Origin of the sequence: Methanosarcina sp. KYL-1 (assembly GCF_024372725.1) — an archaeon.
Classification (GTDB): Archaea; Halobacteriota; Methanosarcinia; order Methanosarcinales; family Methanosarcinaceae; genus Methanosarcina.
In genome coordinates, this window is record NZ_VOUA01000009.1 from 14750 (window position 1) to 38308 (window position 23559).

A 23559-nucleotide genomic window follows, 5' to 3' on the forward strand; every position below is an offset into this window, starting at 1 on the left:
TACCTCTTTCAGATTGATTTTTTGTTGATTTTTTGTTTATTTCACATCCCTGCTGACCTGTCATCCCCTTCCCATTCCTTTCAGGAACGTACAGAAGGTCCGGACTGCGGCTGAGTCCTGTGTTTTACTTGCTTCTGTTCCTTCCTTTCAGGTCCTTTTTTCTGGCGACCGTGACAGCGTTTGAACTTGAGCCCACTGCCGCAGGGACATGGGTCGTTTCTTCTGGCTTGTGCAAAAGTCTCTTCCAGAGCCAGGACCCGCATCACCTCTTCTGCCGGGTAGCCCCGCTGCATCAGCCAGGCAAGGACCTTCAGGGGATGGTCGATGTGCCGGAAGAAGGTTTTCCACCCCTCACAGAGATAGTTCAGGCCGGGTTCCCCTTCCGGGGTTGTAACAAATCGGTTTTTAGGGCAGTCTCCCCTGCAGGCAAAGAGTACTTCACATTCCAGGCATACCTTCGGGAGAGTGCCCCGTTTGTCCTGCCCGAACCTGTACTGCTTTTCCGAGAAGGCAAGTTCTGAGATTTCCTTTTCCATGATATTGCCCAGCAGGTATTCCGGCTCCACAAAATGGTCGCAGGAGTAGAGGTCTCCGTTGTGCTCCAGGGCAAGCCCCATCCCGCATGTTTCCTCAAAAACGCACATGCCTGAAGGCAGCCCGAGCCATCGGCGTGCAGAAGCCTCAAAGGTCTGCACAAAGATCCGTCCCACATCCTTTCTCACCCACTCCTCGAAAATGAGGCTCAAAAAACGGCCAAACTGTCCGGGCTGTACCGAGCGGTCCGAAACTCTTTCCCCTTTCTGGTAAAGGGTACGTCCCTCCTCATTGATTCGCTCTACAACCGGAATAAACTGAATCCAGTCTGCTTTTGCTTCATCCCGGAGGAAGCGGTAGACTTCCAGCGGATACCCGGCATTGGCCCTGTTTACTGTTGTCAGGACGTTATATTCCACCCCGTGTTTTTGCAGGAGGTGCAGTCCCCGCATAACTTTATCAAAACTTCCTTCCCCTTTTTTGTCCACCCGGTAGGCGTCGTGCAGTTCCTGAGGGCCGTCGATGCTGATCCCGATAAGAAAGTCATTTTCCTTAAAGAACCGGCACCACTCATCGTCCAGCAGCGTGCCGTTGGTCTGCATCGTATTTTCAAACGTCATGCCCGGTTTTTTGTACTGTTCCTGAAGTTCGATTGCACGCCGGTAAAAGTCGATCCCCATAAGCGTGGGTTCTCCCCCCTGCCAGGCAACGGTTACTTCCGGGCTGTGGTGGGCTGCAATAAGCTGCCGGATATAGTTCTCCAGCACTTCGTCTGACATGCGGAAGCTGCTGCCCGGATACAACAGCTCTTTGTCCAGGAAGAAGCAGTATGAACAGGCCAGGTTGCAGATAGCTCCTGTTGGCTTTGCCAGCACATGGATTCGGGGGGGCAGAGAGTTTGTCATTTAGCACTGCCTCCATGAGCCTGGATTTCCGGGTCGATTTTTAACTCCATGATTCGGACAACTATTCGGGCCATTATTCGGATTTCGTAAGGTCTGCCTGTATTTTCTGCCATTTGATATTCTCCTTTTGTCCGATGCATCCGGTTTTTTCAGTCCTCCGCAAAAACCCCTTCCTCACGCAAGCGGTGCACCGTCTGTATCACGACTGCAGTCAGCGGCACGGCCAGTATCATTGCCAGGGCTCCCCCGACAACCCCGGCTGCGATCGTAACCAGGAACACGAGCAGCGGGTGGACCTTGAGAGTCGTCCCCAGAGCCCAGGTATTTATGGCATTCTGCAGCGCCCCGTTGGATATGGTCACCGCCACCGCGATAATCAGCGCCGTTTCTGCTCCCCCGGAACCAAAGGCGATAATCACGGCAAAAGCCCCTCCAATGAAGGCGCCTATGTAAGGGATGAATGAAGTAAAAAAGTAGAGGATGAGAATCGAGCCCACCAGGGGCACTTTGAGGATAATCAGGGGGATGGCCACCACAATCGCCGTTATCGCCGCAGTGAGCGCGGTGCCCCGGAAATAAAGCCGTATGGAACGGCTGATGTCGGCAACGATAGCCGTACCGGTCCCGGGTTTTAACTTGAACTGCCGGGCCAGCCAGGCCTCCATTTCAGGCCCGTCCCGCAGGATGAAAAAGAGGATGAATACACTGAAGTATACCCCTATCAGAAGCGCTGCAGCACTAGTAAATGTGCTGCTGAGGAGCCCTATAATTCCCTGGCCCAGCGCAGGCAGGGCGTTCGAGACTGCGGAGCTGATGGAATTGAGAGTCTCCTCTTTGATCTGGAACTGCAGCAGCCAGGCTTCCAGGCTTTCCCATCCGGCTTTGAGCTGGAATACTATCTCGGCTCCCTGGTCAATGAAACCCTTTACAAGGATCATGAACAGGGCGGCGGCACCCAGAAATATAAACAGCATGGTCAACACCGTGCCAACACTGCGGGGAACCCGCCGCCGCTCCAGCATGTCCACCAGCGGCCGAAAGACGATGCCGATCACCACCGCAACGAGCAGCGGGACGGTGATACTGCTCACTGTCGCAATGACGCTGAGGACGGTGCTGGCGGCGAGCACTATGCCCAGAAAGAGCCAGCTAACCACACCTGCGCGGCGCAGCCAGTACGGTGCGCTCCGGGCAAAGTCGCTTCGAAGTTGTTTGTCCGTAATGTTTCTCCTCCCGGGATAGGACCGGAAGTTCCCGGGTCGCCGGTTGCCTGCCAGTCCCCCCATCCGATCCGGTCTTCCGTCCTATCTTCACTGCCTCGCCATGAGCATACGGATCTCGGCTTCCTTGTCCTCTATCAGCTTGCCGCTCACATCCACGGTCACACTGTACATTTTGCCGGTGAACTCAAAGGGAGGCTGGTAGTCGGGTGTGACCGGAGCCCCGGGAGCCGAGCCGCAGGTAACTCCGCTTGTCAGTCCAATTATAATCGGAGTCGTCACGGGAACCTCAACCTGGCCTACTAATTTTCCGTCTATATAGAGCTGAGCCCTGCCTGGTGAACCCATGCCCTTTGCCACATCCGGCTTACCGGTAACTTCGAACTCAAAGCGGAGTTTATGCCTACCCTCCGGGACATTTTCCACGGACTCGATATGATAGAGGGTCCTGGCTACGTAGTTGTGAACCCAGTGCAGCTTTCTACCTTTGATGTAGAAAGAATATCCTCCGTCGATACCCCCGTGGGCAAGCAGGACTCCTTCAGCCCCTCCCGGAGGAATCTCAACATCGGCAGTGATGCTGTGCGGGCGGTTGAGGACCCTGACCGCTGCATTCATGGGCACGACCTGGGTCCCGGGGTAATAGGTGTAATGTGTCCTTTCAGCGGCAATCTGAGGCCTTTCGTCGGCAAGGCGCAGCACTCCGCGGGCATCGATAGGCAGCACGTTGTATTTTCCGGCTTCCACATACCAGGTGGCAATCATCTCAATCAACTTCGGCCGGTTTTCCGCAGCCACATTATGGTTCTCGGTCCAGTCCTTCTCTATGTGATAAAGTTCCCAGCTTTTTGCATCCAGTTCGGTCAATTTCTCTGCCGGGATCGGTTCCCCAAAGGACTTTCCTGCTTCGGCGAAAGAGGGCCCTGGCCACGGACAGACCGCTCTCCAGTCGTCGTGGTAAATGGAGCGGTGCCCCATCATCTCGAAGTACTGGGTGTGGTGCTTTGAAGGTGCACCGGCATCATCGAAGCTATGTGCAAAACTGAAACCTTCTATGGGCGACTGGGTCACCCCTTTGATAACAGTCAGGGGCTCAATTCCCAGGCACTCAAGGACTGTAGGCACCATGTCAATAGCATGGGCGTACTGGGTGCGGACCTCACCCCTGCTCATTATTCTTCGGGGCCAGTGGACAATGAAGGGGTCGCTGATGCCGCCGCGGTATGTTTCTCGTTTCCAGCGGCGGAAGGGTGTGTCTCCCGCCCAGGTCCAGCCCCAGGCATAGTGGTTGTAAGTTTCCGGGCCTCCCAGCTTATCCAGGGCTGCGAGGTTTTCCTCCAGCGATTCGGGTACATTGTTGAAGAAGAGGTTCTCGTTGACCGAACCCGTGGGGCCCCCTTCGGAACTTGCCCCGTTATCGGAAATCACCATGATCAAAGTATTGTCAAACTCCCCGATATCTTTCAGGAACTGCAGCAGCCTGCCGATGTGGTAATCTGTATGTTCCAGGAAACCGGCAAAGACTTCCATCATGCGGGCGTAGAGCTTCTTCTCCTCAGGCGAGCATTCATCCCAGGGTTTGACATCCGGGTCGTGACGGGATAGCTCGGCGTCTTTAGGAACTATGCCCAGTTCCTTTTGCCGGGCAAAGGTCTTTTCCCTGTAAGCCTCCCAGCCGTCGTCGAACTTGCCTTTATATTTGTCCGCCCATTCTTTGGGGACGTGGTGAGGGGCATGCATGGCTCCGGTGCAGAAGTACATGAAAAAGGGCTTGTTGGGTGCGACCTGCTTGGCGTCGGCAATGAACTGGATTGCTTTGTCCGCCAGGTTCTCATTCAGGGTGTAGCCCTCTTTGGGAGTTTTGGGAGGGTTAACGGAGTGGTTGTCGTAAACCAGTTCAGGATAATACTGGTGGGTTTCGCCTCCCAAAAAGCCGTAGAAGCGCTCGAACCCTCTTCCTAAAGGCCAGCGTTCATAGGGTCCCGCTGACGAGATCTGGTCTGCCGGTGTCAGGTGCCACTTGCCGACGGCATAGGTATCGTAACCATGTTCCAGAAGCATCTCCGACAAAAAACCGTTTTCAAAAGGTATGTACCCGTTGTAGCCGGGATATCCTGTTGATCCCTCGGTGATGCAGGCCATGTTGTTAGAATGGTGGTTTCGCCCTGTCAGGATACAGGTGCGGGTGGGAGAACACAGCGCCGTTGTGTGCATATTGTTGTATACAAGCCCTCCCTCTGCCAGGCTGTCCAGATTGGGTGTATTAATGGGTGAGCCGTAGCAGCCTAGCTGTCCAAAGCCGGTATCGTCCAGCACGATAAACAGAACATTTGGAGCGCCTTGTTTAGCTCTCCGGGGTTCCGGCCAGGCTGATTCGGACCGGTCTGCCGTCCTTTCTATGATTCCGGAGAAGGCGGTTCCTGGTTTGTATTCTTTTAATGGCATTTATCCTCCTCTCAGTATTGGGATTTTCTGAAAAATGCAAAAAAATGCTAAAAAAATGGGGAAAGGAACCGACTTTCTGCTCCTCTCCCCCCATTCATTTTATTGAAGAATCTCTTGCAAGAATCGCTTTTTTCGCTTTTCCGGCAATTTCCGGAAATATTTCCAATTCCCGGAGAGGTGTTTTTCCGGTCAAAATTCAGTGTGCCGGGATAGCTTCTTCTTCAGCGAACATCTCGCGCAGTTTGTCTTCTTCTTCCTTGGACAGGTTGGAAGCAATAAGTTCAAACTTCATCCCTCTGGCAGCTTCAAATACCTTGTCCTGTACGGCATCGCTGGTAAGCAAAAAGAGGGCTGAGGTGCCTTCGGTCACTTTACTGCGGACCGACTTGATGAAATCATCACTAATACCCACGTCGGCAAAGGAGCCTGCCAGTGCCCCGAAAGCTGCTCCGACTACCATCCCGAAGATCGGAACCAGGAAGATAAGGCCGAACAGCATACCCCAGAATGCGCCGCTCAGTGCGCCTACTCCGGACATGCTGGTTAATTGCTTCGTTTTTGGCTTCTTTTTGCCCATAGGCCAGGAAACGATTGCTGCGTCCTGCAGGTTGATCAGCTGTTGCTTGCTCAAATCCTCTACCACTTGAAGTCCATGTTCTGCACCGCCAGGGGTGTCAAATTTTAAAACTGTTAGAGTTGCTATATTCAAACCTCCTTTTCGGTCTGGAATTTTTTTTCTTTCCAGAGATTTCTTACTGGCCCGCATTTTCTTCAGTTTCGACGGCTGCAGCCTCCCAGGCCCGATAATGGTGAACCGGAATGGAAATGCAGCAAATCATATCAGGGAAAAAGCCCTGCTCAAAGACAGGGGGCTCTTTTGGACCGGGATTTGAGGAATAGTAAAGTTATGACCGGGACATCGACCGTGTGATAGACAGGGATGTTTCGCATCTTCTGCCAGACGGCTCTCTAGAGCCTGCCACAGGCAGTAAACAACGTTCTCAGACCTAAGAATGATAACGCCGGAAAATGTAGTGCCCTGTGTGCCAGTTATGTCCCCTGTCAATTTTTATGTTGTTACCCCCAATTCGCGGAACCTGCAAGATTGCCCCCGAGCTTGCGGTTCAATAATTTACTTTTATATAATTCCATTTTTATGTATATTTCTTTATGCATGTTGATTTATTTTATCGGGTCTGCTGATACGGGTTACTTCTAAAAATTTAATGCGTACCCTTTCTTTCGAGGGAAGAAATAGACTACTAAAAGGAAACATAAATAAAGAGGCTTGAAAGCCTTTCTTCCCATGAGGCAGGATGAGAAAGCAGTATGTTGAAATCAGGGTCCCGTAAGTAAGGTGTAGAAATCAGAATATCAAAAAAGAAGGATGAAAAAATCAGAGGGAAGGGCTTCCTCTTCACCAGTTTATTTTGCAAGCAATTTTTCTCAGGGAACACTGATTTTACCATGCAGTTGCTGCCGCAGGTTTTCGCTCATTCTTCTCAGCGGCTTCAACTGCTTCTGCCAGCTCCTGCCCAACCATGGCAAGCAGTTCGGGTGTGATCATACCCTGGGAAACCAGCACTCCTCCTGCATCGTGGATCGCCTGCTTAAGGCTCTTAGCCCAGAGATGTTCGATGATAAAGATGGCAGCTGCGGTATTCTCGGGGACAGCTTCGGTTATCTCCATGATATCTTTGTCAGTTATTCCGTAGTTTTCCTGGGCAGCTGCCAGGGCTCCTGCTTCCATGCCTGTCAGTGCTCCTTTTTCCCCCCCGGCCCCAAAACCTATAATCCCACCTATGACGGCGCCGAAACGCATTCTCTCCTCTTCGTCCAGCTGTGTTGCCTCCAGAGTAGCGATATTTCCATCTTCATCTTTCCACAGGAACAGCAGGTCAATAAGCCGTATCAGCTTTTTTTCCATGACTGATTCAAGTTCACGGCGGATCTGGCCGTGGAAGTCCGGGTTATCGAATACGATAACTAAGAGCTGCATAGGTCCATACATTACTTTAGACATTTGTTTTCCCCCATTGAAATTTTTCTTTTTTCTTCTTCTCTCTTCTTTTTCGCTCTCTTTTTTTCTCTTTATTCTTCTGCTGTCCCGCTCTCCGTCTACCTCCCCTCCTTTTTGCCGTTCTTCATAGACGGCTCAGGGTTATCTGTATAAGCCGGGGAATCTACTCACATTTCCGACGGCTATCTTACCCTTTCCCCCCCAGAATTTTGCACTCGAAAAACAGTTTCAGCAGTATTGGCAATTCGATATATAACATCCAGTTTATATAAAATTGAGCACATATAATAATACACGTAAGATCGGCTCCGTAGAAATCCTGTTTTATTGTGGAAAAGGTCGCCGGGTTGTTGCCAATTCCTGGCCCCAATTAAGGCCGGTTGTTATCTTCATATCGTTCCCGAAGCTCTCACCGCCCGCCTCAGCGGGCGGTCTTTTCCGAATTCACTGAGAAAATTGCTTGAAAATAAACCGGAACAAAGAACTGTTGAAAAAAGAGCATTTCACTTTGATTTTCTATCCTGCTTTCTACGTCCTGCTCTCAACATTCCGCTTTTGACATGCCGCCACAAAGAAAATCACGACATGAAAAACGGAGAATAAATTTATAAAAAAGTGTTTTTAGTTGTCCATATGCTTTTATTCAGTCATCGTAATGACCTTTTTAATCAACCTGCTGTATTTTACTCAGTCATTGTAATAACCTTTTTGGTCGTTTAAATGTAGTTATCCCGTTATCGGAGTGACCTTTTTAGCTGTCCAGCGGTATTTTTTCAGGCACTTCACTACCATTTTTCGTCCTTTAAATATATTTTATGAAAAAGCCGGTCGTCTTCGACGACATGTGAGAGTGCCGGTACCTGAAAAGCAGATTGAAAAAAGGTTTCAAGGAATAATTAACAAAGGAATTACAGTTTTTTTATCCTATCTAATCCTTTTGAACTTGTTGACATTCCAGTATGTTTTGAGTGCAATTTTGGAATCAATGCACCACGTTCCCCGAAAGCCTGAGGAGGGCAGGTAGGGAAATTAACCACCCTCTGTCATGTTGATGGCTCTTAAGGGTCTTTTCATTCTCCAGAGTTCCCGTTTCCTTCTCCCTGCTCTTCAGTTACCTCCTCCTTATCTCTATCCCCGCTTGATTCCATCAGTTTAGCAATCAAGCGTGTATCTTCGGAACTTTCCAGAATTATCTTTACAACTATTGTAAGGGGTACGGCAATCAGCGCCCCTGCAGCTCCCAGTATGAAGGACCAGTAAAACAGGGAAAGAAATACTATCGTCGGGGATAATTTAAGGCCTTTTCCTGCAAGAGAGGGGAAAAGGACATTTTCTACGAGCATATTGACAAGACTGATACCTGCAAGGACAGCCACTGCCCCTATAGGCCCATACTTGAACAGGCCAAGGAGCATGGGTGGAATAGCGGCCATATAAAAGCCCAGGTAAGGGATATAACCGAACAGGAATGTAAGAAATCCCCAGAGAAGGGCAAAATCTATACCTCCGATAAAGAGCAGTATGGCAGTTCCGATTCCCCCAAGCAGGTTTGTCTCAGTCCTCAGGAGCATGTAATTTATGACTTTGCTGCTTAATTCGGTAAATTTCGAAAGACTTACCTGTTCATCTTCAACTTCTCTTTGCACCCTTTCCGGTGCACTTGCAGCATCCAGAAGTAAAAACGTTGTTGTGACAACAATGAGCACAATTGTTGAGCCGGCACTTAAGGCTCCTGAAATAATTTCCCCGGACACACCGAAAGCAAATGCTGCAAGGCTTCGAAGGATCTCTTCAACGGAAACTCCAACTACAGGCAAATATGCTGAAATACTGTCCAGAACACTCTGAAACTGGGTTTCATAGTTTGGAATCTGGTCACTGAGCTGGATTAGAGAGTTTACAAACAGAATTGCGGTCCCAAAAAAAACAAAAATGAAAAAAAGGATTACCAGAAAAACGCTAACGGTTCCCGGAACCCTTTTCCTCATGAGCCAGCGAACCAGGGGGGCAAAGATTAGAAAGGCAAAAAGAGCAAAAAAAACCGGTATAAGTATAATTGAAATCGCCTTCATACCTAGTGTAAGGAGAACCGCAGCAGTGCTGTATATTAGAACTTTGGCTGGTGTTGAACTAGTATTTGCATTCATATACATCCCCCAATCTTTCTTACCCCGAATTTTTCTTTTACTGCCTACTTTTTTTAAATTTTTATAGGCATGCATCCCTGTCTTAATTAAGGTATTAAGTTACTGAATTGGCACAATATGTATTAATATATAAATCCTATAATATATAAATTCACATATATATTTTTGGGATTTTTCCTCTTTTTCTCTTTACTTCGTTCTCTCCCTGGAGTTTTTTCTCACGCTTTCAGCAGCTATAAATCCGAGCCGTGAAGGGAGTTCCTTCATTTCACCCAGTTCCGGTGCGTCCTCCGGCAGTGCAGCTACTTTCCGTGAGTACCATTCGCTTGCAGGGACTGCGGAAATCCCATGGGCAAAGACACTTATAAGGACAGTGGTTGTTACGACCAGGCTTATCGTCTCAAGCCCCGGAATCCCCTCCGCGTCCTCTATGGCAAGGAGCAGCAGGACGACCGATGCCAGGCCTCTCGGGCCGAACCAGCCCAGGAAGAGTACAGTTTCGCGGTGCAGTTTCGAACCTATCAGGGAGATTGCAACCGGTACCATGCGGATGGCAGTGAGGCTCAGCCCTGCATAAACGACTTCGAAAAGCCCGATGGATGGAAGCCTTGTTGCGGCTACGACCCCCAGGATGAAGAAAACCGCAAGGCTCAGCAGGCTCCCTTCGGCTTCCGTAAGAATGATTTCCTCCTCTTCGATCCTTCTGCCCACAGCCCCGCTGGCCATGCCCGCCAGGAAGGCCGCCACAAAACCGCTCCCTCCAACCGCATCAGCCGAAAGCCAGGAGAGAATTGCCAGGGCCAGAAACTCTATCCTGTGGTAAAGCCCGGAAGTCCATCCTGCCATGGAAGCCCTGCCGGAAAGCCATCCGCCAAGCAGTCCGATGGCGATTCCCACCAGGGCTCCAAACCCTATCTGTTCAAGTGCCAGGGAGAGAATGGTAGCTATCGGCTGGTTAAGTTCCTCTCCGGTAGCCAGCACAAGAAAGAAGATGAAGAGCGGGATTGCACCCCCGTCATTGAGCCCGCTTTCGATGTTCAGGGCCTGACGTACCCGGACCGGCACTTTCGGGTTGCTTACGATCGCCTGGCCCAGCCCGGCATCGGTCGGGGCAAGGATCGCACCAAGGAGCGCAGCTTCGGCAAGGGTCAGGTCCGTAAAAAGAAATGCCGCAGTGGCAGCCCCTACGCCTATGGTAAGCGGCAGCCCCAGTAGAAGGAGGCGGTTTTGGAGTCCCCCCTTCTGGCCCAGTGACCCCAGTTCGATCCTGGAAGCATCGGCGAACAGTGTGAGTACCAGTGCCGCCTCAGCTACCGTGAGGACGAAACTGCTCCGTTCAGGAAATTCGACCAGGTCGAGCCCTTCCGGGCTTAGCAGCATTCCGGCCGCCACAAAAATCATAGGGGCGGTAACAACGGTTCCCGAAATTTTTCGGGACGCAAGGCTGAAGGCAAAGAGCAGCACTGAAAAGGCAATGACAAAGCTTGTGGTTTCTGATGTCATGGAAATCCTTCTGCATTCGGTGATGCCTGTCACTTTTGCGTCATCAGCTTTTTCTGGTTCATCAACTGCTTTTTTACCATCAACTTTTTTGAGTCATTAACTGCTTTTTTGCATCTCCCTTTCACCTTGAAGGTGCCGTGGGAGTTTTTTCCTGCTCATGGGAATCTCCTGCCGCCGCTTCTGCACGTTTGCCCAGTTCTCCCCCTATAAACATCAGCAGTATGAGGCCTGCCAGTGACACCACCATGATCATGACCATCACGTCGGGGTCCGTAAAATTAAGCGCGGCAATTGCCAGGGCTGCCGAAAGGTTGCGCTGTGCGGTCCCGAGGCCGAGCACGCTCCTGATAGCTCCGGCGGAGCCTCCGAGGAAGTAGCCGATGATAAACGAAATAAGCAGGAAGAGCACCGCCGCAACAATCGCGGTGCTGCCGATAACGCCTAGCAGGTCGGAGATGTAGACCACAAAGAAAGCCACGAAAAGGACAAGGAGGGAGAGGCTGGTAGCCTGGTTCATCAGGGGCAGGAGCCCATTTGCCACTTCCTCGTACCTGGCCCGGATAAACAGGGCAATCGCAAGCGGTATGAGCATCAACAGGATAAGGGACCTCGCTATGTCCCAGGGGTTAATGGTGACCCCTGTGAGCAGGAGCGGCAGGACGATCGGCACGTAAAGAATCGTCACCATCATCAGGAGCACCATAAGCCCTACGGAAAACGCAGTGTCCCCCTTTGCTACCTGTGCGAGCTTAGGAAGGAACGGGGCGCCTGCGGCAGTGCCGACAAGGAAAAGGCCGATGGAAAGCCCTTCCGAGAGCGGGAAGATCAACAGTATCCCGACAGCAAGCAGCGGGACAAGTATGAAATTGGCCGCCAGAGAGAGGAGCACAAGCTTCGTGTTGCGCAGCGGGGCGATTATCTGGGGTACTGTCAGGGAGAAACCCATGCCCAGCATGCTGGTAAGCACGAAGACCAGGGTAGCAAGGACGCCTATAGTCTCAAGGAAATTTGAAAAAGAAGTCGTTTCAACCATTCTTCCCCCCTTCTTTCAAACCCCTCACCTCAGTTATCCCTCACCTCAGTTATCCCTCACCTCAGTCGTGAGCCATCTGGTCGACTGCAACCGTAATTGCCAGGATCAGTGCGGCATCCTGCCCGGGAGAAATCTCCACTCCATATGTATCCCGTACACGGAACCACTTTTTTGAGACTTCTGCAACATTATCTCTCCCTGACTCAATTTTGTACTCGTGGTCCAGGATGTTTCCATGAATTTTCATTTCAGACCCGTCCGCTAAATCCACTTTCCAGCGGTCTCGAAGGGGTGTGATCAGGGCTTTTTTGATTGTTGCAGCCGTTCTGCCCTCTCCATCCTGGATTTCCAGCGTATCCCTGACCCGAAGCAGTTTTTCCTTGAGTTTGTACCTCTCGTTTCCCTGCGCATCCTTTATGATCAGGGTGTCGCGAATACGGATAGCTTTGCCGTCCACATAGAATGCCTTCTCTCCAGCTTCGTTTTCAATCCAGTAGTCATCTCCGATGGAAATGAGTTTTTCGTGCATTTTGTAGCGTTGTATGCTTTCTGCTCCACGGCCCCTGAGGCCGCCCAAAATCCTTCCCATTAAAAATCACTCCGTTTGTTTATTGCAGTCCAGGTCCCTTCTATTGCGGGCCGCCTGATCTGATATGAAATAAAGGAGGATAATCCCGGTTAGCTTTCCAGCCGGGAAACTGCAGTAACACTCAAATCTTCTCTCCATTATGGTCCGGACTGACGAGTCCTCTAAATTTTCCAGACCTGTTCCCCCCTTATGAGTGCATAAATATGTAAAATATATATTCAAATCGATTTATAATTTTAGTCTCCATGCCTGAACTTTTTTCAGGTCGTATGGCTTTCCCGGAAATTTCAATCACATCTTCTTTTGAGAGTTCTCCGAAATCTGGTAAGCCAAAAACATGAAGTAGGCTGTTTTTAAGCGGGCTTTCTCAAAACTCGTCCTCCCCACTCGCCCTCCCCATATGATTGGATAACTGGGACCTGGTCTGGTTCAAGCTGACGAAGGCACGTTAAAAGAAAAATATTTTTAATATATATGCCATATTATAAAATAGGGAGGGAATTTTCATGGCTGACGTAAGCCTCGCTGGTACATTCTTTGGGTTAATCTTAGGAATACTGATCGGAACATTGTTCGCCGCATTGATTATCTGGATTGTGGGCAAACTGGGTATGGGGATCGAGGTTGACGGCTTTGGTCCTGCTTTCATTGCCGCGATCTTTATTGCAGTACTGAGTAATGTGATTATCTGGGTTTGGAACCAGTTAGGTTTCGGTGCCCCTGCTGGTTTAGTGGGCTCCATTATCCACTTGCTTGTTACGGCGGCTATTTTAATGACTGCGGGAAGTTACATAAAAGGGCTCAGGGTCAAAGGCTTTTCTGGCGCCATAATTGCTTCGATAGCAATCGCAGTAGTGGCCTGGCTGGTCAACTGGGCAATCGGGCTGGTAACCTGATCTTTCGGACGCGTTTGGATGTGGGATTTATTCCATATCAAACATTTTTAACTAAATAATAAGGTTCAGAACACTTTACCCATTTTCCTTCTATCTGGCGGCTTTTTTTATCCTGAAAACCAGTTTCCGTCTAATTTTACCACCCGGAATAACCATAGTTATATATCATGGTTATTCAAAATAGCCATTTGTGACCTCTGGAAATATTGTACGTGCGGAAATATACGTTTCCGGAAGGGTGCAGCATGTGGGTTTTCGCTGGTTTACGAGAAACGCTGCAGAAAAGCTGGGGGTGAACTGCAACCCCATAAACCTCAGGGACGGCAGGGTTTTCGTGATTGCCGAGGGGCACCGGGCAGCCATTGAGCTCCTGATAAAAGACCTGTGGGAAGGGCCCACTTTCGCCAGCGTTGAAAATGTGTATTACACTTTTATGGAGCCTACCGGCAACATGGATGATTCTTCACTTCAGTATTGAGTTTAAACCAGAGCCTCTTCAAACAATACAAAGGATTTCTATGGAACCGAATTTTCTACAGGATTTATTCTGGTTTGAGATAATGAGAGGAAATATTATTCGGATTTAACGGAGCTATTTTGTGAAACCTTCAGGAGACAAAATTTATCATGGATCAGGAAAAGTAATTGCATAATGGCAATAATGGGTGGAAGGGAAGCAGGAAGGGGACCTCTGCAACTGGACATAGGTATAGTCTTATCAGGCCTTGGAGGAAACTCCAACGAGGAAAGGAACCAGTTCAATGGGCTTTTTTCCTTTTTTGGCATCGATTTTGGACTTTATATCGGACCATCATATAATCCGTTTCAGACTATAGGGCCCAGTATCGGCATTGGTCTGGTCATAGGGTCCAATGGTTTTCTGGCTGCAAAATTAGGCATCCATTTCAGAAGAGTGTTCGGTCTGGCTATGCTGTTTCCTATATTTCCTATTTATGGTGTCACTGGAGCGAGCTTTTTAGCTGCTTTGCCTGTTTCGGAAGGAGCCAAAGCTGCAGCAACTATCCCACTGCTGTTAGTGCCAGCAGCTGTTGTATACCAGGAAGATCTCACAGAATTACGTAAGCGTGGAACAAAATTTTTAATGAAATTGAGATCGCATATTCTGGGATAACCAGTAATTTATGACATTAATTCTGATTGAGATAACACCCGTGAATCTTTTCTCCAGCATTATCTTCAGGAATCCTCTCGTTCTTTTATATAGCGTTTCCAGGCCACTAAACTCTTTAGCGGGTTTATTGATCTCAGCAATCCGGGCGGTTAAGGCATTGCCTTTAAAGGGCAGAGATCTCTTCTCTACCATATTTGCGGGCTGGCATTTTGTGAATTCTTCATAGGGAAAATCAAAGCTGGGTGTCCGTAAATACTATATTCCTTCAATTGCAGAAATAATTCCACAGCATTAATCGAGCAGATATTTCCGATGGCAGCCGGTTGTTTTAATCACAGCCTGAAATTATCATGAATTGTAAACCTGAAGGAGAACGTGCCTTGAAAATCGCAGTTGTGGAAAACGATGACCAGCGAACGATTTCTATATTTGAACCGGGATTCATTGCAGTATATGAGGAAGACGGCGGGGGATGGAAAGTCCTGAACCGCTTTGAAAATCAAGTTTGCAATGCGAAGGGTATGGCTGCGGTACGCATGGCTGTGGGGGATGCCGTAAAGCAGCTTGGAGATGTAAAAGTAGTGGTTGCAAGTGAAATCCCGGGGATTGCGTCCGGTACTTTTCAGGCAGCGGACTTTGACATATTCCTTGTGGACAGCAGAGTGCTGGATGTCCTTGATTCGATCAAAAAAGACATGCTTGAGGCAATTGAGAAGCGGAAGGAAGAGCCCCACAAGTTCGATATTATGGAATTTCTGGAACCCGGTGAGAACAAGGGTGATTTTTCGATTAACATAGAAGAGATCATGTTTAAAAACCCGGAGTTGACTTCCAAGAAAATTCTGATCCCCTATCTGAAAAACGGAGAATTCAACAGGCTGGACGTCTTTTGCAGTCACGTTCCTAAATGGTTTGTCACAGATTTAGGGGTCATGGGATTTGAATACGAAACTGTGAATGAGTCGAGGAATAGAAAGACCGTCAGGATTGTTCGTGTTCATACTCAGTAAAAGGTGGGTTTCGTCCGGAAACGGAAGCTCCGGTTTCATTCTTCCGATCGTTTCATTCTTCCGATTCCCGCTCTTCTGGCCCGGGCCCATTTTCATGCCTCAAGCACCGGCCTGTCTTTTCGGGGTGTGCCGGAGGCTCAGGGACATCGGGTTCGGCTTTTACCAGGACGTATGTATAGGGGCCGAAGACTTTTTTTAGGGAGTGTTCTACGTGAAGGGAAACCCTGTCGGCTTCGCCGATGTTCAGCGCGCTGTCCACCTTTATTTCCACGTCCACGGCGATTTCGCTCCCTATCCTCCGGGTTTTCAGGTTAGTAAAGTTACGGACCCCTTCGGTATTCCGGATGATCTGTTTTATCTTTTCCAGAGTTTTTTCGTCAAGGGAAGCTTCGATCAGCTCGTTTATGCTGCTTGAGGAGACCTTCAGGCCGACTTTGAAAATAAAGAGGCTCAGGATAACTGCCATTACGGGGTCAAGCACCACCCACCTGCCGCCCAGGAAAATGGCACCTCCGACCCCTGCCATTGTGCAGACCGAGGAAAAAGCGTCCGAGCGGTGGTGCCAGGCGTTGGCTTTCAGGGCAATGCTGTTGATCTTCCTGGCCTGGCGGATCGTGTACTGGTACATCAGTTCCTTGGATACTATTGAAAGAAGAGCGGCATAGAGAGCTATCATACCCGGTTGTTCGAGGCTTCCTCCGTTTGCGACCAGCAGGATCTTCTGCATCCCGTAATAGAAAATTTCCCCCGCTACCACGAAAAGCATGAGCCCGACCAGGCTTGCGGAGAGGGTCTCCACCTTCCCGTGCCCGTAGTTATGGCTTTTGTCTACGGGCTTCCGTGCGATCTTAAATCCGAAGATCACCACCAGGTCGGTCAGGAAGTCCGAAAGGGAATGGACAGCGTCTGCAACCATCGCTGCACTGTTTCCAAGGACTCCTGCAAATAGCTTAAAAATCGTCAGCCCAAGGTTCACTAACAGCCCGGCGCCTGTAACCCTCACCGCCTGTTTGAACCTTTCCTCCTGATTCATTTTTCTACACTTCCGCTTCAGGGAATAGACGCAGAAGGCCGTTTTTTCCACCTGCCCCTGCAGGCAGGAAGTTTACATACGGTTCCTGACGGGTTTCCCGGGTTTTACGATCTCAAGAAGGTTCTATATACAGATGTTATATACGTTTCGAGATATAATAAAACCCTACATTTGTACTTTTTATATCTGGTTGATTTTTATTGTTTTTTCAGTACCTTCGCAATAATTACAAGCCCGGCCAGGTTGATCAGCCCTATGAAAAGGTACCCGATCAGCTGCTTCGGGTCTATGCCGAAAAAGCCGGTACTTTCGCCTCCGGGCCCTGACTGGGACCCGGTTTTATCCTCCTGCCCGTTCCCGGGGACTGTCTCCTGCATGTCCAGCCCTTTTTTATTGAATTCGATTACGGAGTCAGTTCCCAGAAATACTTCTTTTTCCTTTCCTTCAAGCCTGTCTCCGTTTTCAAGGGCGGCTCTGACCGTATAGGCAGATTCAGGCTCAAGCCCGAAGAATACGAATTCGTTGTCGTTACCTGCAGATGCTATGAGCTTTCCGTCTTTTAAGAGTTCTGCAGTCCCTTCCCCGGGGAGTTCCACTTTCAGGTTTACATGCCCTGTAAGCAGGATCTGTTCCCCGTCTGCAAAACGGGGCCTTTCGGGGACGTCCAGGACTCCAAGCAGCGTGGGGGCGAAATCTTCCTGCCCGAATTCTCCCCTGAGCACTCCCCTTTCAACATCCCTGGCATGCACGATAAGAGGGACCATCCGGGCTTCGTCCGTTACCGAATATTTCTCGGACTGGTGCCCTCCCTTTGAACCTTCTGAAGAAAAGCCCATCCCGTGGTCAGCTGTCAGGATAAAGGCGATGTTGTTTTCCCTGCAGAGCCCGTAGAGCGGGGCAAGTTCGGCATCCAGGCTTTCAATGCAGTCGATGTACCCGTAACTTCCCCGGTAGTGCCCGCTCATGTCAACGGCTCCCACGTTGACCGTGAGCAGGTATTTTTGCCCCTGCCTGTTTTCTGCCATGTACTCCACAATTGCGCAGGCGGCATCAAGCCCCCACCGGTTATACCCGCTGTACCTCTCCCTGGTCTCTTTTGAACTGACGTATCCCGGGGCTTTTCCAGCTTCCTCTTCCATGAGGGCTATAAGCCCCGGTGGGACCCGGGGAGCTTCGGGGCTGTGGTCGTACTGCTCTAGCACGATCTGGAGGTCTTTCATTGAGTTGTTCTTATCCCTGAGAATTGCGTCCTGCTCGGAGCATATCGACCAGGAATCCCCTTTTTCCATAACCGCTATGCAGAGGTACCCTTCTCCGTGCAAAACATCAAAAACGGTTGCGTCCCTGAAACTCGCCATCTCGCTGTCAGCTTTTGAATTTCCCGTAACCAGGACTGAATGCCCGCCTTCTGTAAAGGTCTGGGGGGCCCGGAACTCAAGCACCCGGGCGCTGTCTTCACCGATTTCGGGAATGGTTTTGAGAAGAGCTTTTTCGAGGGGGTTGCCGTCAATAGCGTATGGGGTCAGTTCGGGATAAATGAAAGGTGCGCTCATCCCGTCCGCGATCAGTACGACTGCGCCGGCCGGGCTGTTTACAGGGTTTACTTCCACTTCGGTCAGGGCTGAGGCAGGAGCTGAAAAAGCCGGAAGGAAGATGGGAAGGGCTGCAAGAAGAATAAGTATCGTAAGGGAGGATTTCCTGGTTTTGCCGATCATTGGAAATTATTTTAGGCCAAACCTATAAAGAATTTACCTTCACCGCCTGCCCATATCTTCCTGCTTCCGTTTAAGGCCGGCTGCAGGAGTGAGCTGCAGAAGTGAGCTGCAGAAGTGATATAGCTTTCTTCTCCTGTCTCGGTGTCTTTACTTCTCAATGTCTTTACTTCTCAATGTCTTTACTTCTCCCTATCTCAATGTCTTTTTATCGTGCAATTAAGTTAGCTTTTTAAATGTTTATTTTTCTTTAGGTGGAGTAAATTCTTATTATATTCGCCGCAAATAGTAATTAACATTCATGATAAATCTACCCCAAAATCCAAAAAACAGGAAAAGTTCTCATGAAGATGAACCCACGCTGTACTTACTGCCTGCTTTCCAGAGTGCACTTCCAGTCAAAGCTGTCCACGGACGATGAAGACCTGATAAGCAAGACCCTCCATGAATGCCTGGGGGTTATGAACAAACACTATCACCCTGAGGCAGTATCCGCCTCAGTTGCCACTAAAGTCCACCGGAAATGTTACGAAATCCTGGAAGACAATGACCCTTACGCAGTCACAAAGAAACTCATCAACCAGGCTTCACTTAAAGTCCTGCCCTTTGCAAGAGAAAAGATTTACGAAGGCAACCCCGACGATGGGGAACTTTTCAAGAGGGCTGTGCTGGCCTCGGTGATTGCGAACTACTTTGACTTCGGGATCATGGGGTTTGACGCAAGTGAAGACAAATTCGAAAGTGCTTTTATGAAATTTTTTGAACAGGGGCTTGATGTGGACGACACCCCTAAGATGCTCGGGCTTCTGGAAGATGTTGTCTATATCGCCGACAACTGCGGAGAGATACTTTTTGACATGTTTGTGTTTGACGTGATCAAAAAGTTAGGCGGGAAAATCACCCTTGTGGTCCGTGGGGGGCCCATACTCACCGACGTGACCATGGAAGAGGTCCGGGAGTTCGAAATCGATACAAAGGTTGATAAAGTCATAACCACCGGTTCCAATGCAGTGGGCGTTTTGATTGAAGAAGCTCCCGAAGAACTTCTGAAAGCCATGAAGGACGCAACCCTCATCATCAGCAAAGGCATGGCCAACTACGAGACCCTCTCGGAACACAACTTCGGGCCCATCGCCTATATGCTCCTCACAAAATGTGAATGCGTGGCAGAAGACATGGGGCTTGAGGAGGGCTTCGCGGTTGCAAAACTGATGAACTTCCCCTGAGAAGGGTTTCCCGGTGTGAATACCTTAGGAGTTTTTCCCTGTATGAATACCTGAGAATAGAATTCCTGGGAATATAATTAACCTGAATGATATAGAAAATACCCCCTAAGGTCCGGAAAATACTTTCCTTAATCCCGAAAACCTCTTTTCAATCCGGAAGGTATGGGGGTGGGGACCCCCACCAGCTTTCCCGTAAAGTGCTTCCGTTGACCCCGAAAATCTTTTTTCAGTCTAAGTGATGACAGGAATAACCCCGCCAGCTTGCCTGGCGGCGCCTCCCTAAAAGAATTTAGAAATTGCCAGCAAGAAATCGAAAAGAGCCGCGAATAAGAGTATTTTTCAGGTTGTGACTGCCAGTGCACTAATTTCAAATTGGATCCTTGTATTTTTTTCAGAACTCTTTCATTCAGTCAAACGGTGCCTTTTTTGTCATCACAATTCATTTCTCAGTCAACCAGGTGACATTTTTGGTCATTAAATCGTACTTTTAAGTCAAGCGGTGAAAAGTCCCGGTTCTAAGGTCATAATTCGGGATTTCGAGCTGGCTGTTTTTTTCTTTTTTGCTTTTCGGTCAAAAACACCAACTATGTAACTGTGGACGACCCGGGGTTTAATCGGCAGCTTTTTATTTATCAGGGGAGCAAATACAATACAGTCACTATAAAATCTGACTGAATATAAAATACAGCCACAACCTGGCTGAAACAGAATTTAAAGGAGAAATCGAAAATGTGTGAACTGAACGTCATCCTGCTTCGTGGAGACAGCCGCGAACAGGTCATGGATTCCGTCGCAAGAATCGTTGTGGAAGGAGACTCAATCGAACTTACCGGGATTCTCGGGGAGCAAATGACAGTTGCAGGCTCAGTCAAGGAGATTAACTTTTCAAGCGGCGAAGCCCTGATCCTTGCAAAGTGAATTTTTTATTTTTTACTCTTTCTATTTTCTTGCCCTTTTCCTGCCTTCCTGCTTCCCTCACTTTCCTGCTTTCCTATTTTCTTACCCTTTGCCTGCGTTCCTATTTTTCTTTCGTTACTTTTTTTTCAACTTCATTTCATCCGATGGGCTTTTTTGGGAAAATCCTCTCCAAAAATATTAATAACTGTTCCGTATATCTCCCTTTACCCTGACATCAATGCAAAGGTTTGAGATTTTTGAAAGCTATCTTTGCTTCATAATGTATTTAACGATTAAATTAATATCTTAGGTCAGGAATCGGGTAGTTTGCAACAGGCATTCTGGATTTATGCGATCCGCTGCCCGGAATCACAGATCCGTAAAAAATTTATTTTTCAGTAATTTAAATTAATTCCTGATTGGGTAGTACAGGATAAACAGGACAGGATAATAAATGGCTAAAGTAAAGATTGCAGTAAACGGTTACGGAACAATTGGAAAAAGAGTTGCAGACGCCGTACAGGCTCAGGATGACATGGAAATCACAGGCATTTCCAAGACAAAGCCTAACTATGAGGCTGCAGTGGCCCACCAGCTCGGGTATGACATCTATGCCCCTGCCGCCAATCTCGGAGCCTTTGAAAAGGCAGGAATACCTGCCGCCGGAAGCATTGAGGAAATGGTAGAAAAAGCCGACCTGGTAGTGGACTGTACCCCCGGAGGGGTGGGGGAAGCAAATAAGGCCCTGTACGAAAAATCCGGGGTAAAGGCCATCTGGCAGGGCGGTGAGGAGCACGAGCTTGCAGGTTATTCCTTTAACGCTGTCTCAAACTACGAAGGGGCCCTGGGCCTTGACTTCGTAAGGGTGGTTTCCTGCAACACCACAGGGCTTTGCAGGGTCATCTATCCCATCGACAAAGCGTTTGGGGTAAAGAAGGTCAGGGTAACCCTTGCCCGGAGGTCAGCCGACCCCAACGACGTAAAGAAGGGGCCGATCAATGCAATCGTGCCGGACCCGATCAGGCTGCCTTCCCACCACGGGCCTGATGTGAAGACCGTTATTCCTCACATCAATATCACCTCAGCAGCCATGAAAATCCCGACGACCCTCATGCACCTGCACACCGTGAACATGGAGCTTAATAACGAGTGCACTTCCGAAGACGTCAGGAATGTGCTTGCCTCCCAGTCCAGAGTCCGTTTCGTAGGGCAGGGCATATCTTCCACGGCCGAAATCATCGAAGTTGCCAGGGACATAAAGCGCCCCAGAAACGATATGTGGGAGAACTGCGTCTGGCCCGACTCAATCACCATGCACGAAGGGGAACTCTACTTCTTCCAGGCTATCCACCAGGAGTCCATTGTGGTCCCTGAAAACGTGGACGCCATCCGGGCCATGATGGAGCTGGAAAGTGACGGTGCAAAGTCCATCGAAAAAACAAACAGGGCACTTGGGCTCTGAGCCCTTCAAAGGGGCTCCTGTTTTCCGGGACCCGGAAAGCTTGAGACCCGGCCCTGAAATTCAGACCTTTCTATGACCCAGAATTTTGAATTTTTAAAACTTTGCCGGGAAGCTTTTAAAGCTGCTTCGGATGCCACTTCCGGCCTTGCAGGGACAGAAGCTGCCGGCAATTTTGTCTGTATGGGGGCCGACGGGACCCCCACCACGGAGATCGACCTTGCAGCCGAAGACGCTATCCTTGAGGTGCTGAAAGCCGACGGCAGGCCCATGAAGATCATCAGCGAGGAGCTTGGCGAACTTGTGATAGGTGATTCCCCGGAGTTTGCTCTTGTCCTGGACCCACTGGACGGGACGTATAACGCCTCGGTCGGGATTCCTTTCTATAATGTCTCGATAGCTGTTACGTCCCCGGACCTCTCCGAGCTGAAGTTCGGATATGTTAGCAACCTTGCCGTGCGGGAAGAGTATTATGCAGAAGCCGGAAAGGGAGCTTACCTGAACGGAAAATCGATTGAAACTTCCCGGGAGCAGGACTTACAACAGCTCTGCATCAGCGTGTACGGCTACCGGAAGAACGTGAAGAGGACAACCCGGCTCTACAGCAGCGTCCGGCGGGTCAGGCTCTTGGGGAGTGTGGCGCTCGAACTCTGTTATGTGGGCTCGGGCAAGCTGGACGCTTTTATTGACGTAAGAAACGCTTTGCGCGTGACCGACATTGCAGCCGGGCAGCTCATTTTGACAGAGGCCGGCGGGCTTGTCACGGACGGATTCGGAAATCCTTTAAGGCTTCCGGATAATGTACTGAGCAGGGTGGAAATGGTTGCTTCCAACGGACATGTACACGGGAAACTTCTAAAGCTTCTTTCAAGGGGATAACTTGTCTATCAAAAAAATAGGGATTGCGTCGCGCTGCGACAGGCCCGAAGTAATTGAAATGGTCAGGGCAATCCTCGACCACTTCAGCTCAATGGTTGAAATTCTTGTTTCCACTTCCACGGCTGATGTGCTGGGAATCAAAGGGGTGCCCGTTGAAAGGATGAGGGATGAGGGAGTGGAACTTATCATCAGTGTGGGGGGTGACGGGACAGTCCTGCGGAATATTTCCAGGATGAAAGATCCCCTCCCGATACTCGGGATCAATATGGGCACTCTGGGTTTCCTGGTGGACGTGGAGCCGGAAGAAGCCATCGAGACCATAGAAGAAGTGCTTTACGGTTTTTCCTACATCGAAAGGATGCGGGTCGATGTCTTCCTTAACGGGGAAGTGCTCGAGACCGCCACCAACGAAGTTGCGATCATGTCAGGAAAACCCGCAAAGATAATCCAGTTCAAGGTCTACGTGGACGACTGCCTGCTCGATGAGATGCGGGCGGACGGTGTGGTCTTTGCAACCCCAACCGGCTCTACGGCCTATGCCATGAGCGCTGGAGGCCCTATCGTAAACCCCCGGGTCAATGCGATAGTGGTCGTTCCCATCGCCCCTTTCAAGCTGTCCTCAAGGCCCTGGGTCATCCCGTCAGATAGCGAAATTACGGTAAGGCTTTCAATCTCCAAAGAGGCCGTCATTGCCATTGACGGGCAGAAGTCCTACCGGATCCGGCCGGATGACGTGGTCAAACTGAAAAGGTCAAAATACCCGGCCCGTTTTGTGAAGACTTCGGATACCTGTTTTTATGAGCGGGTCCAGAAGAAACTTTCCTGATGCCGGAGCATTTTTCCGGAAATTTAATTTTTTTCTCATCCTTATGGATTTTTTTTCTAGAGCCCACATTTTTTATTGATTTAATTTTCATTC

General features: G+C 49.5%; 20 protein-coding genes. 9 read left to right on the top strand and 11 right to left on the bottom strand.

All coding sequences use genetic code 11. The features are described from left to right. Positions 1–80: 80 nt before the first annotated feature. The 9 genes from FTO70_RS08355 to FTO70_RS08395 form a co-directional block, all read right to left on the bottom strand. Positions 81–1439 carry an anaerobic sulfatase maturase gene (locus FTO70_RS08355; RefSeq protein ID WP_255335292.1) on the bottom strand — a complete coding sequence of 453 codons (1359 nt, stop codon included), beginning with the start codon at positions 1437–1439 and terminating at the stop codon, positions 81–83. Positions 1440–1588: 149 nt separating this feature from the next. Further along, positions 1589–2725 (bottom strand): AI-2E family transporter, encoded by a 1137-nt coding sequence (locus tag FTO70_RS08360; protein WP_255335293.1) that lies wholly within the window; start codon positions 2723–2725, stop codon positions 1589–1591. Between the two features lie 24 nt (positions 2726–2749). Then, complete coding sequence (locus FTO70_RS08365; protein ID WP_255335294.1) at positions 2750–5104, bottom strand: arylsulfatase; 2355 nt, start codon at positions 5102–5104, stop codon at positions 2750–2752. Between the two features lie 196 nt (positions 5105–5300). Next, positions 5301–5735, bottom strand: a complete 435-nt coding sequence (locus FTO70_RS08370) for a DUF1269 domain-containing protein (protein WP_255335295.1) — start codon at positions 5733–5735, stop codon at positions 5301–5303. An 831-nt stretch (positions 5736–6566) separates the two neighbouring features. Continuing rightward, entirely contained in the window at positions 6567–7115 is a 549-nt protein-coding gene (locus tag FTO70_RS08375; RefSeq protein ID WP_255335296.1) for a DUF1269 domain-containing protein, read from the bottom strand. A 1079-nt stretch (positions 7116–8194) separates the two neighbouring features. Further along, positions 8195–9346 (bottom strand): AI-2E family transporter, encoded by a 1152-nt coding sequence (locus FTO70_RS08380; RefSeq protein ID WP_369694350.1) that lies wholly within the window; start codon positions 9344–9346, stop codon positions 8195–8197. 114 nt (positions 9347–9460) lie between these two features. Continuing rightward, positions 9461–10774 (bottom strand): sodium:proton antiporter, encoded by a 1314-nt coding sequence (locus FTO70_RS08385; RefSeq protein WP_255335297.1) that lies wholly within the window; start codon positions 10772–10774, stop codon positions 9461–9463. Between the two features lie 121 nt (positions 10775–10895). Beyond that, on the bottom strand, positions 10896–11807 hold the full coding sequence (locus tag FTO70_RS08390; RefSeq protein ID WP_255335298.1) for a bile acid:sodium symporter family protein: 912 nt from the start codon (positions 11805–11807) through the stop codon (positions 10896–10898). A 61-nt stretch (positions 11808–11868) separates the two neighbouring features. Continuing rightward, positions 11869–12396 carry an LURP-one-related/scramblase family protein gene (locus FTO70_RS08395; RefSeq protein WP_255335299.1) on the bottom strand — a complete coding sequence of 176 codons (528 nt, stop codon included), beginning with the start codon at positions 12394–12396 and terminating at the stop codon, positions 11869–11871. 506 nt (positions 12397–12902) lie between these two features. Between FTO70_RS08395 and FTO70_RS08400 the strand changes: the two genes are divergently transcribed. The 4 genes from FTO70_RS08400 (at position 12903) to anfO (ending at position 15434) form a co-directional block, all read left to right on the top strand. Then, positions 12903–13292: a phage holin family protein gene (locus FTO70_RS08400; RefSeq protein ID WP_255335300.1), complete on the top strand. Its 390-nt coding sequence runs from the start codon at positions 12903–12905 to the stop codon at positions 13290–13292. Positions 13293–13482: 190 nt separating this feature from the next. Continuing rightward, positions 13483–13770 (top strand): acylphosphatase, encoded by a 288-nt coding sequence (locus FTO70_RS08405; RefSeq protein ID WP_255335301.1) that lies wholly within the window; start codon positions 13483–13485, stop codon positions 13768–13770. Between the two features lie 174 nt (positions 13771–13944). Further along, positions 13945–14424, top strand: coding sequence for a hypothetical protein (locus FTO70_RS08410; RefSeq protein WP_255335303.1), 480 nt, complete (start codon positions 13945–13947; stop codon positions 14422–14424). 380 nt (positions 14425–14804) lie between these two features. Beyond that, complete coding sequence (gene anfO / locus FTO70_RS08415) at positions 14805–15434, top strand: Fe-only nitrogenase accessory protein AnfO (protein WP_255335305.1); 630 nt, start codon at positions 14805–14807, stop codon at positions 15432–15434. Between the two features lie 52 nt (positions 15435–15486). On the opposite strand, the gene FTO70_RS08420 is transcribed toward anfO, so the two are convergent. Both FTO70_RS08420 and FTO70_RS08425 read right to left on the bottom strand, forming a co-directional pair. After that, positions 15487–16467, bottom strand: a complete 981-nt coding sequence (locus tag FTO70_RS08420; RefSeq protein WP_255335306.1) for a cation diffusion facilitator family transporter — start codon at positions 16465–16467, stop codon at positions 15487–15489. 197 nt (positions 16468–16664) lie between these two features. Further along, positions 16665–18182, bottom strand: coding sequence for an alkaline phosphatase family protein (locus FTO70_RS08425; RefSeq protein ID WP_255335307.1), 1518 nt, complete (start codon positions 18180–18182; stop codon positions 16665–16667). 341 nt (positions 18183–18523) lie between these two features. Between FTO70_RS08425 and FTO70_RS08430 the strand changes: the two genes are divergently transcribed. From FTO70_RS08430 to FTO70_RS08450, 5 genes are all read left to right on the top strand, one after another. Continuing rightward, positions 18524–19405: a DUF89 domain-containing protein gene (locus tag FTO70_RS08430; RefSeq protein ID WP_255335308.1), complete on the top strand. Its 882-nt coding sequence runs from the start codon at positions 18524–18526 to the stop codon at positions 19403–19405. A gap of 729 nt (positions 19406–20134) precedes the next feature. Then, on the top strand, positions 20135–20323 hold the full coding sequence (locus FTO70_RS08435; protein ID WP_255335309.1) for a CooT family nickel-binding protein: 189 nt from the start codon (positions 20135–20137) through the stop codon (positions 20321–20323). Positions 20324–20756: 433 nt separating this feature from the next. After that, entirely contained in the window at positions 20757–21764 is a 1008-nt protein-coding gene (locus FTO70_RS08440; RefSeq protein WP_255335310.1) for a type II glyceraldehyde-3-phosphate dehydrogenase, read from the top strand. Positions 21765–21836: 72 nt separating this feature from the next. Continuing rightward, the gene (locus FTO70_RS08445) at positions 21837–22640 is read left to right on the top strand and encodes a bifunctional fructose-bisphosphatase/inositol-phosphate phosphatase (RefSeq protein WP_255335311.1); all 804 of its coding nucleotides are present in this window, start codon (positions 21837–21839) and stop codon (positions 22638–22640) included. 1 nt (position 22641) lies between these two features. Then, positions 22642–23466, top strand: coding sequence for an NAD(+)/NADH kinase (locus tag FTO70_RS08450; RefSeq protein WP_255335312.1), 825 nt, complete (start codon positions 22642–22644; stop codon positions 23464–23466). The last annotated feature ends 93 nt before the right edge of the window (positions 23467–23559 follow it).

Coding starts and splice junctions, on each gene's coding strand:
- FTO70_RS08355 (WP_255335292.1), bottom strand. CDS start 1,439: ATGACAAACTCTCTGCCCCCCCGAATCCATGTGCTGGCAAAGCCAACA.
- FTO70_RS08360 (WP_255335293.1), bottom strand. CDS start 2,725: ATGGGGGGACTGGCAGGCAACCGGCGACCCGGGAACTTCCGGTCCTAT.
- FTO70_RS08365 (WP_255335294.1), bottom strand. CDS start 5,104: ATGCCATTAAAAGAATACAAACCAGGAACCGCCTTCTCCGGAATCATA.
- FTO70_RS08375 (WP_255335296.1), bottom strand. CDS start 7,115: ATGTATGGACCTATGCAGCTCTTAGTTATCGTATTCGATAACCCGGAC.
- FTO70_RS08380 (WP_369694350.1), bottom strand. CDS start 9,346: ATGCATGCCTATAAAAATTTAAAAAAAGTAGGCAGTAAAAGAAAAATT.
- FTO70_RS08385 (WP_255335297.1), bottom strand. CDS start 10,774: ATGACATCAGAAACCACAAGCTTTGTCATTGCCTTTTCAGTGCTGCTC.
- FTO70_RS08390 (WP_255335298.1), bottom strand. CDS start 11,807: ATGGTTGAAACGACTTCTTTTTCAAATTTCCTTGAGACTATAGGCGTC.
- FTO70_RS08395 (WP_255335299.1), bottom strand. CDS start 12,396: ATGGGAAGGATTTTGGGCGGCCTCAGGGGCCGTGGAGCAGAAAGCATA.
- FTO70_RS08400 (WP_255335300.1), top strand. CDS start 12,903: ATGGCTGACGTAAGCCTCGCTGGTACATTCTTTGGGTTAATCTTAGGA.
- FTO70_RS08410 (WP_255335303.1), top strand. CDS start 13,945: ATGGCAATAATGGGTGGAAGGGAAGCAGGAAGGGGACCTCTGCAACTG.
- FTO70_RS08420 (WP_255335306.1), bottom strand. CDS start 16,467: ATGAATCAGGAGGAAAGGTTCAAACAGGCGGTGAGGGTTACAGGCGCC.
- FTO70_RS08425 (WP_255335307.1), bottom strand. CDS start 18,182: ATGATCGGCAAAACCAGGAAATCCTCCCTTACGATACTTATTCTTCTT.
- FTO70_RS08430 (WP_255335308.1), top strand. CDS start 18,524: ATGAAGATGAACCCACGCTGTACTTACTGCCTGCTTTCCAGAGTGCAC.
- FTO70_RS08435 (WP_255335309.1), top strand. CDS start 20,135: ATGTGTGAACTGAACGTCATCCTGCTTCGTGGAGACAGCCGCGAACAG.
- FTO70_RS08440 (WP_255335310.1), top strand. CDS start 20,757: ATGGCTAAAGTAAAGATTGCAGTAAACGGTTACGGAACAATTGGAAAA.
- FTO70_RS08445 (WP_255335311.1), top strand. CDS start 21,837: ATGACCCAGAATTTTGAATTTTTAAAACTTTGCCGGGAAGCTTTTAAA.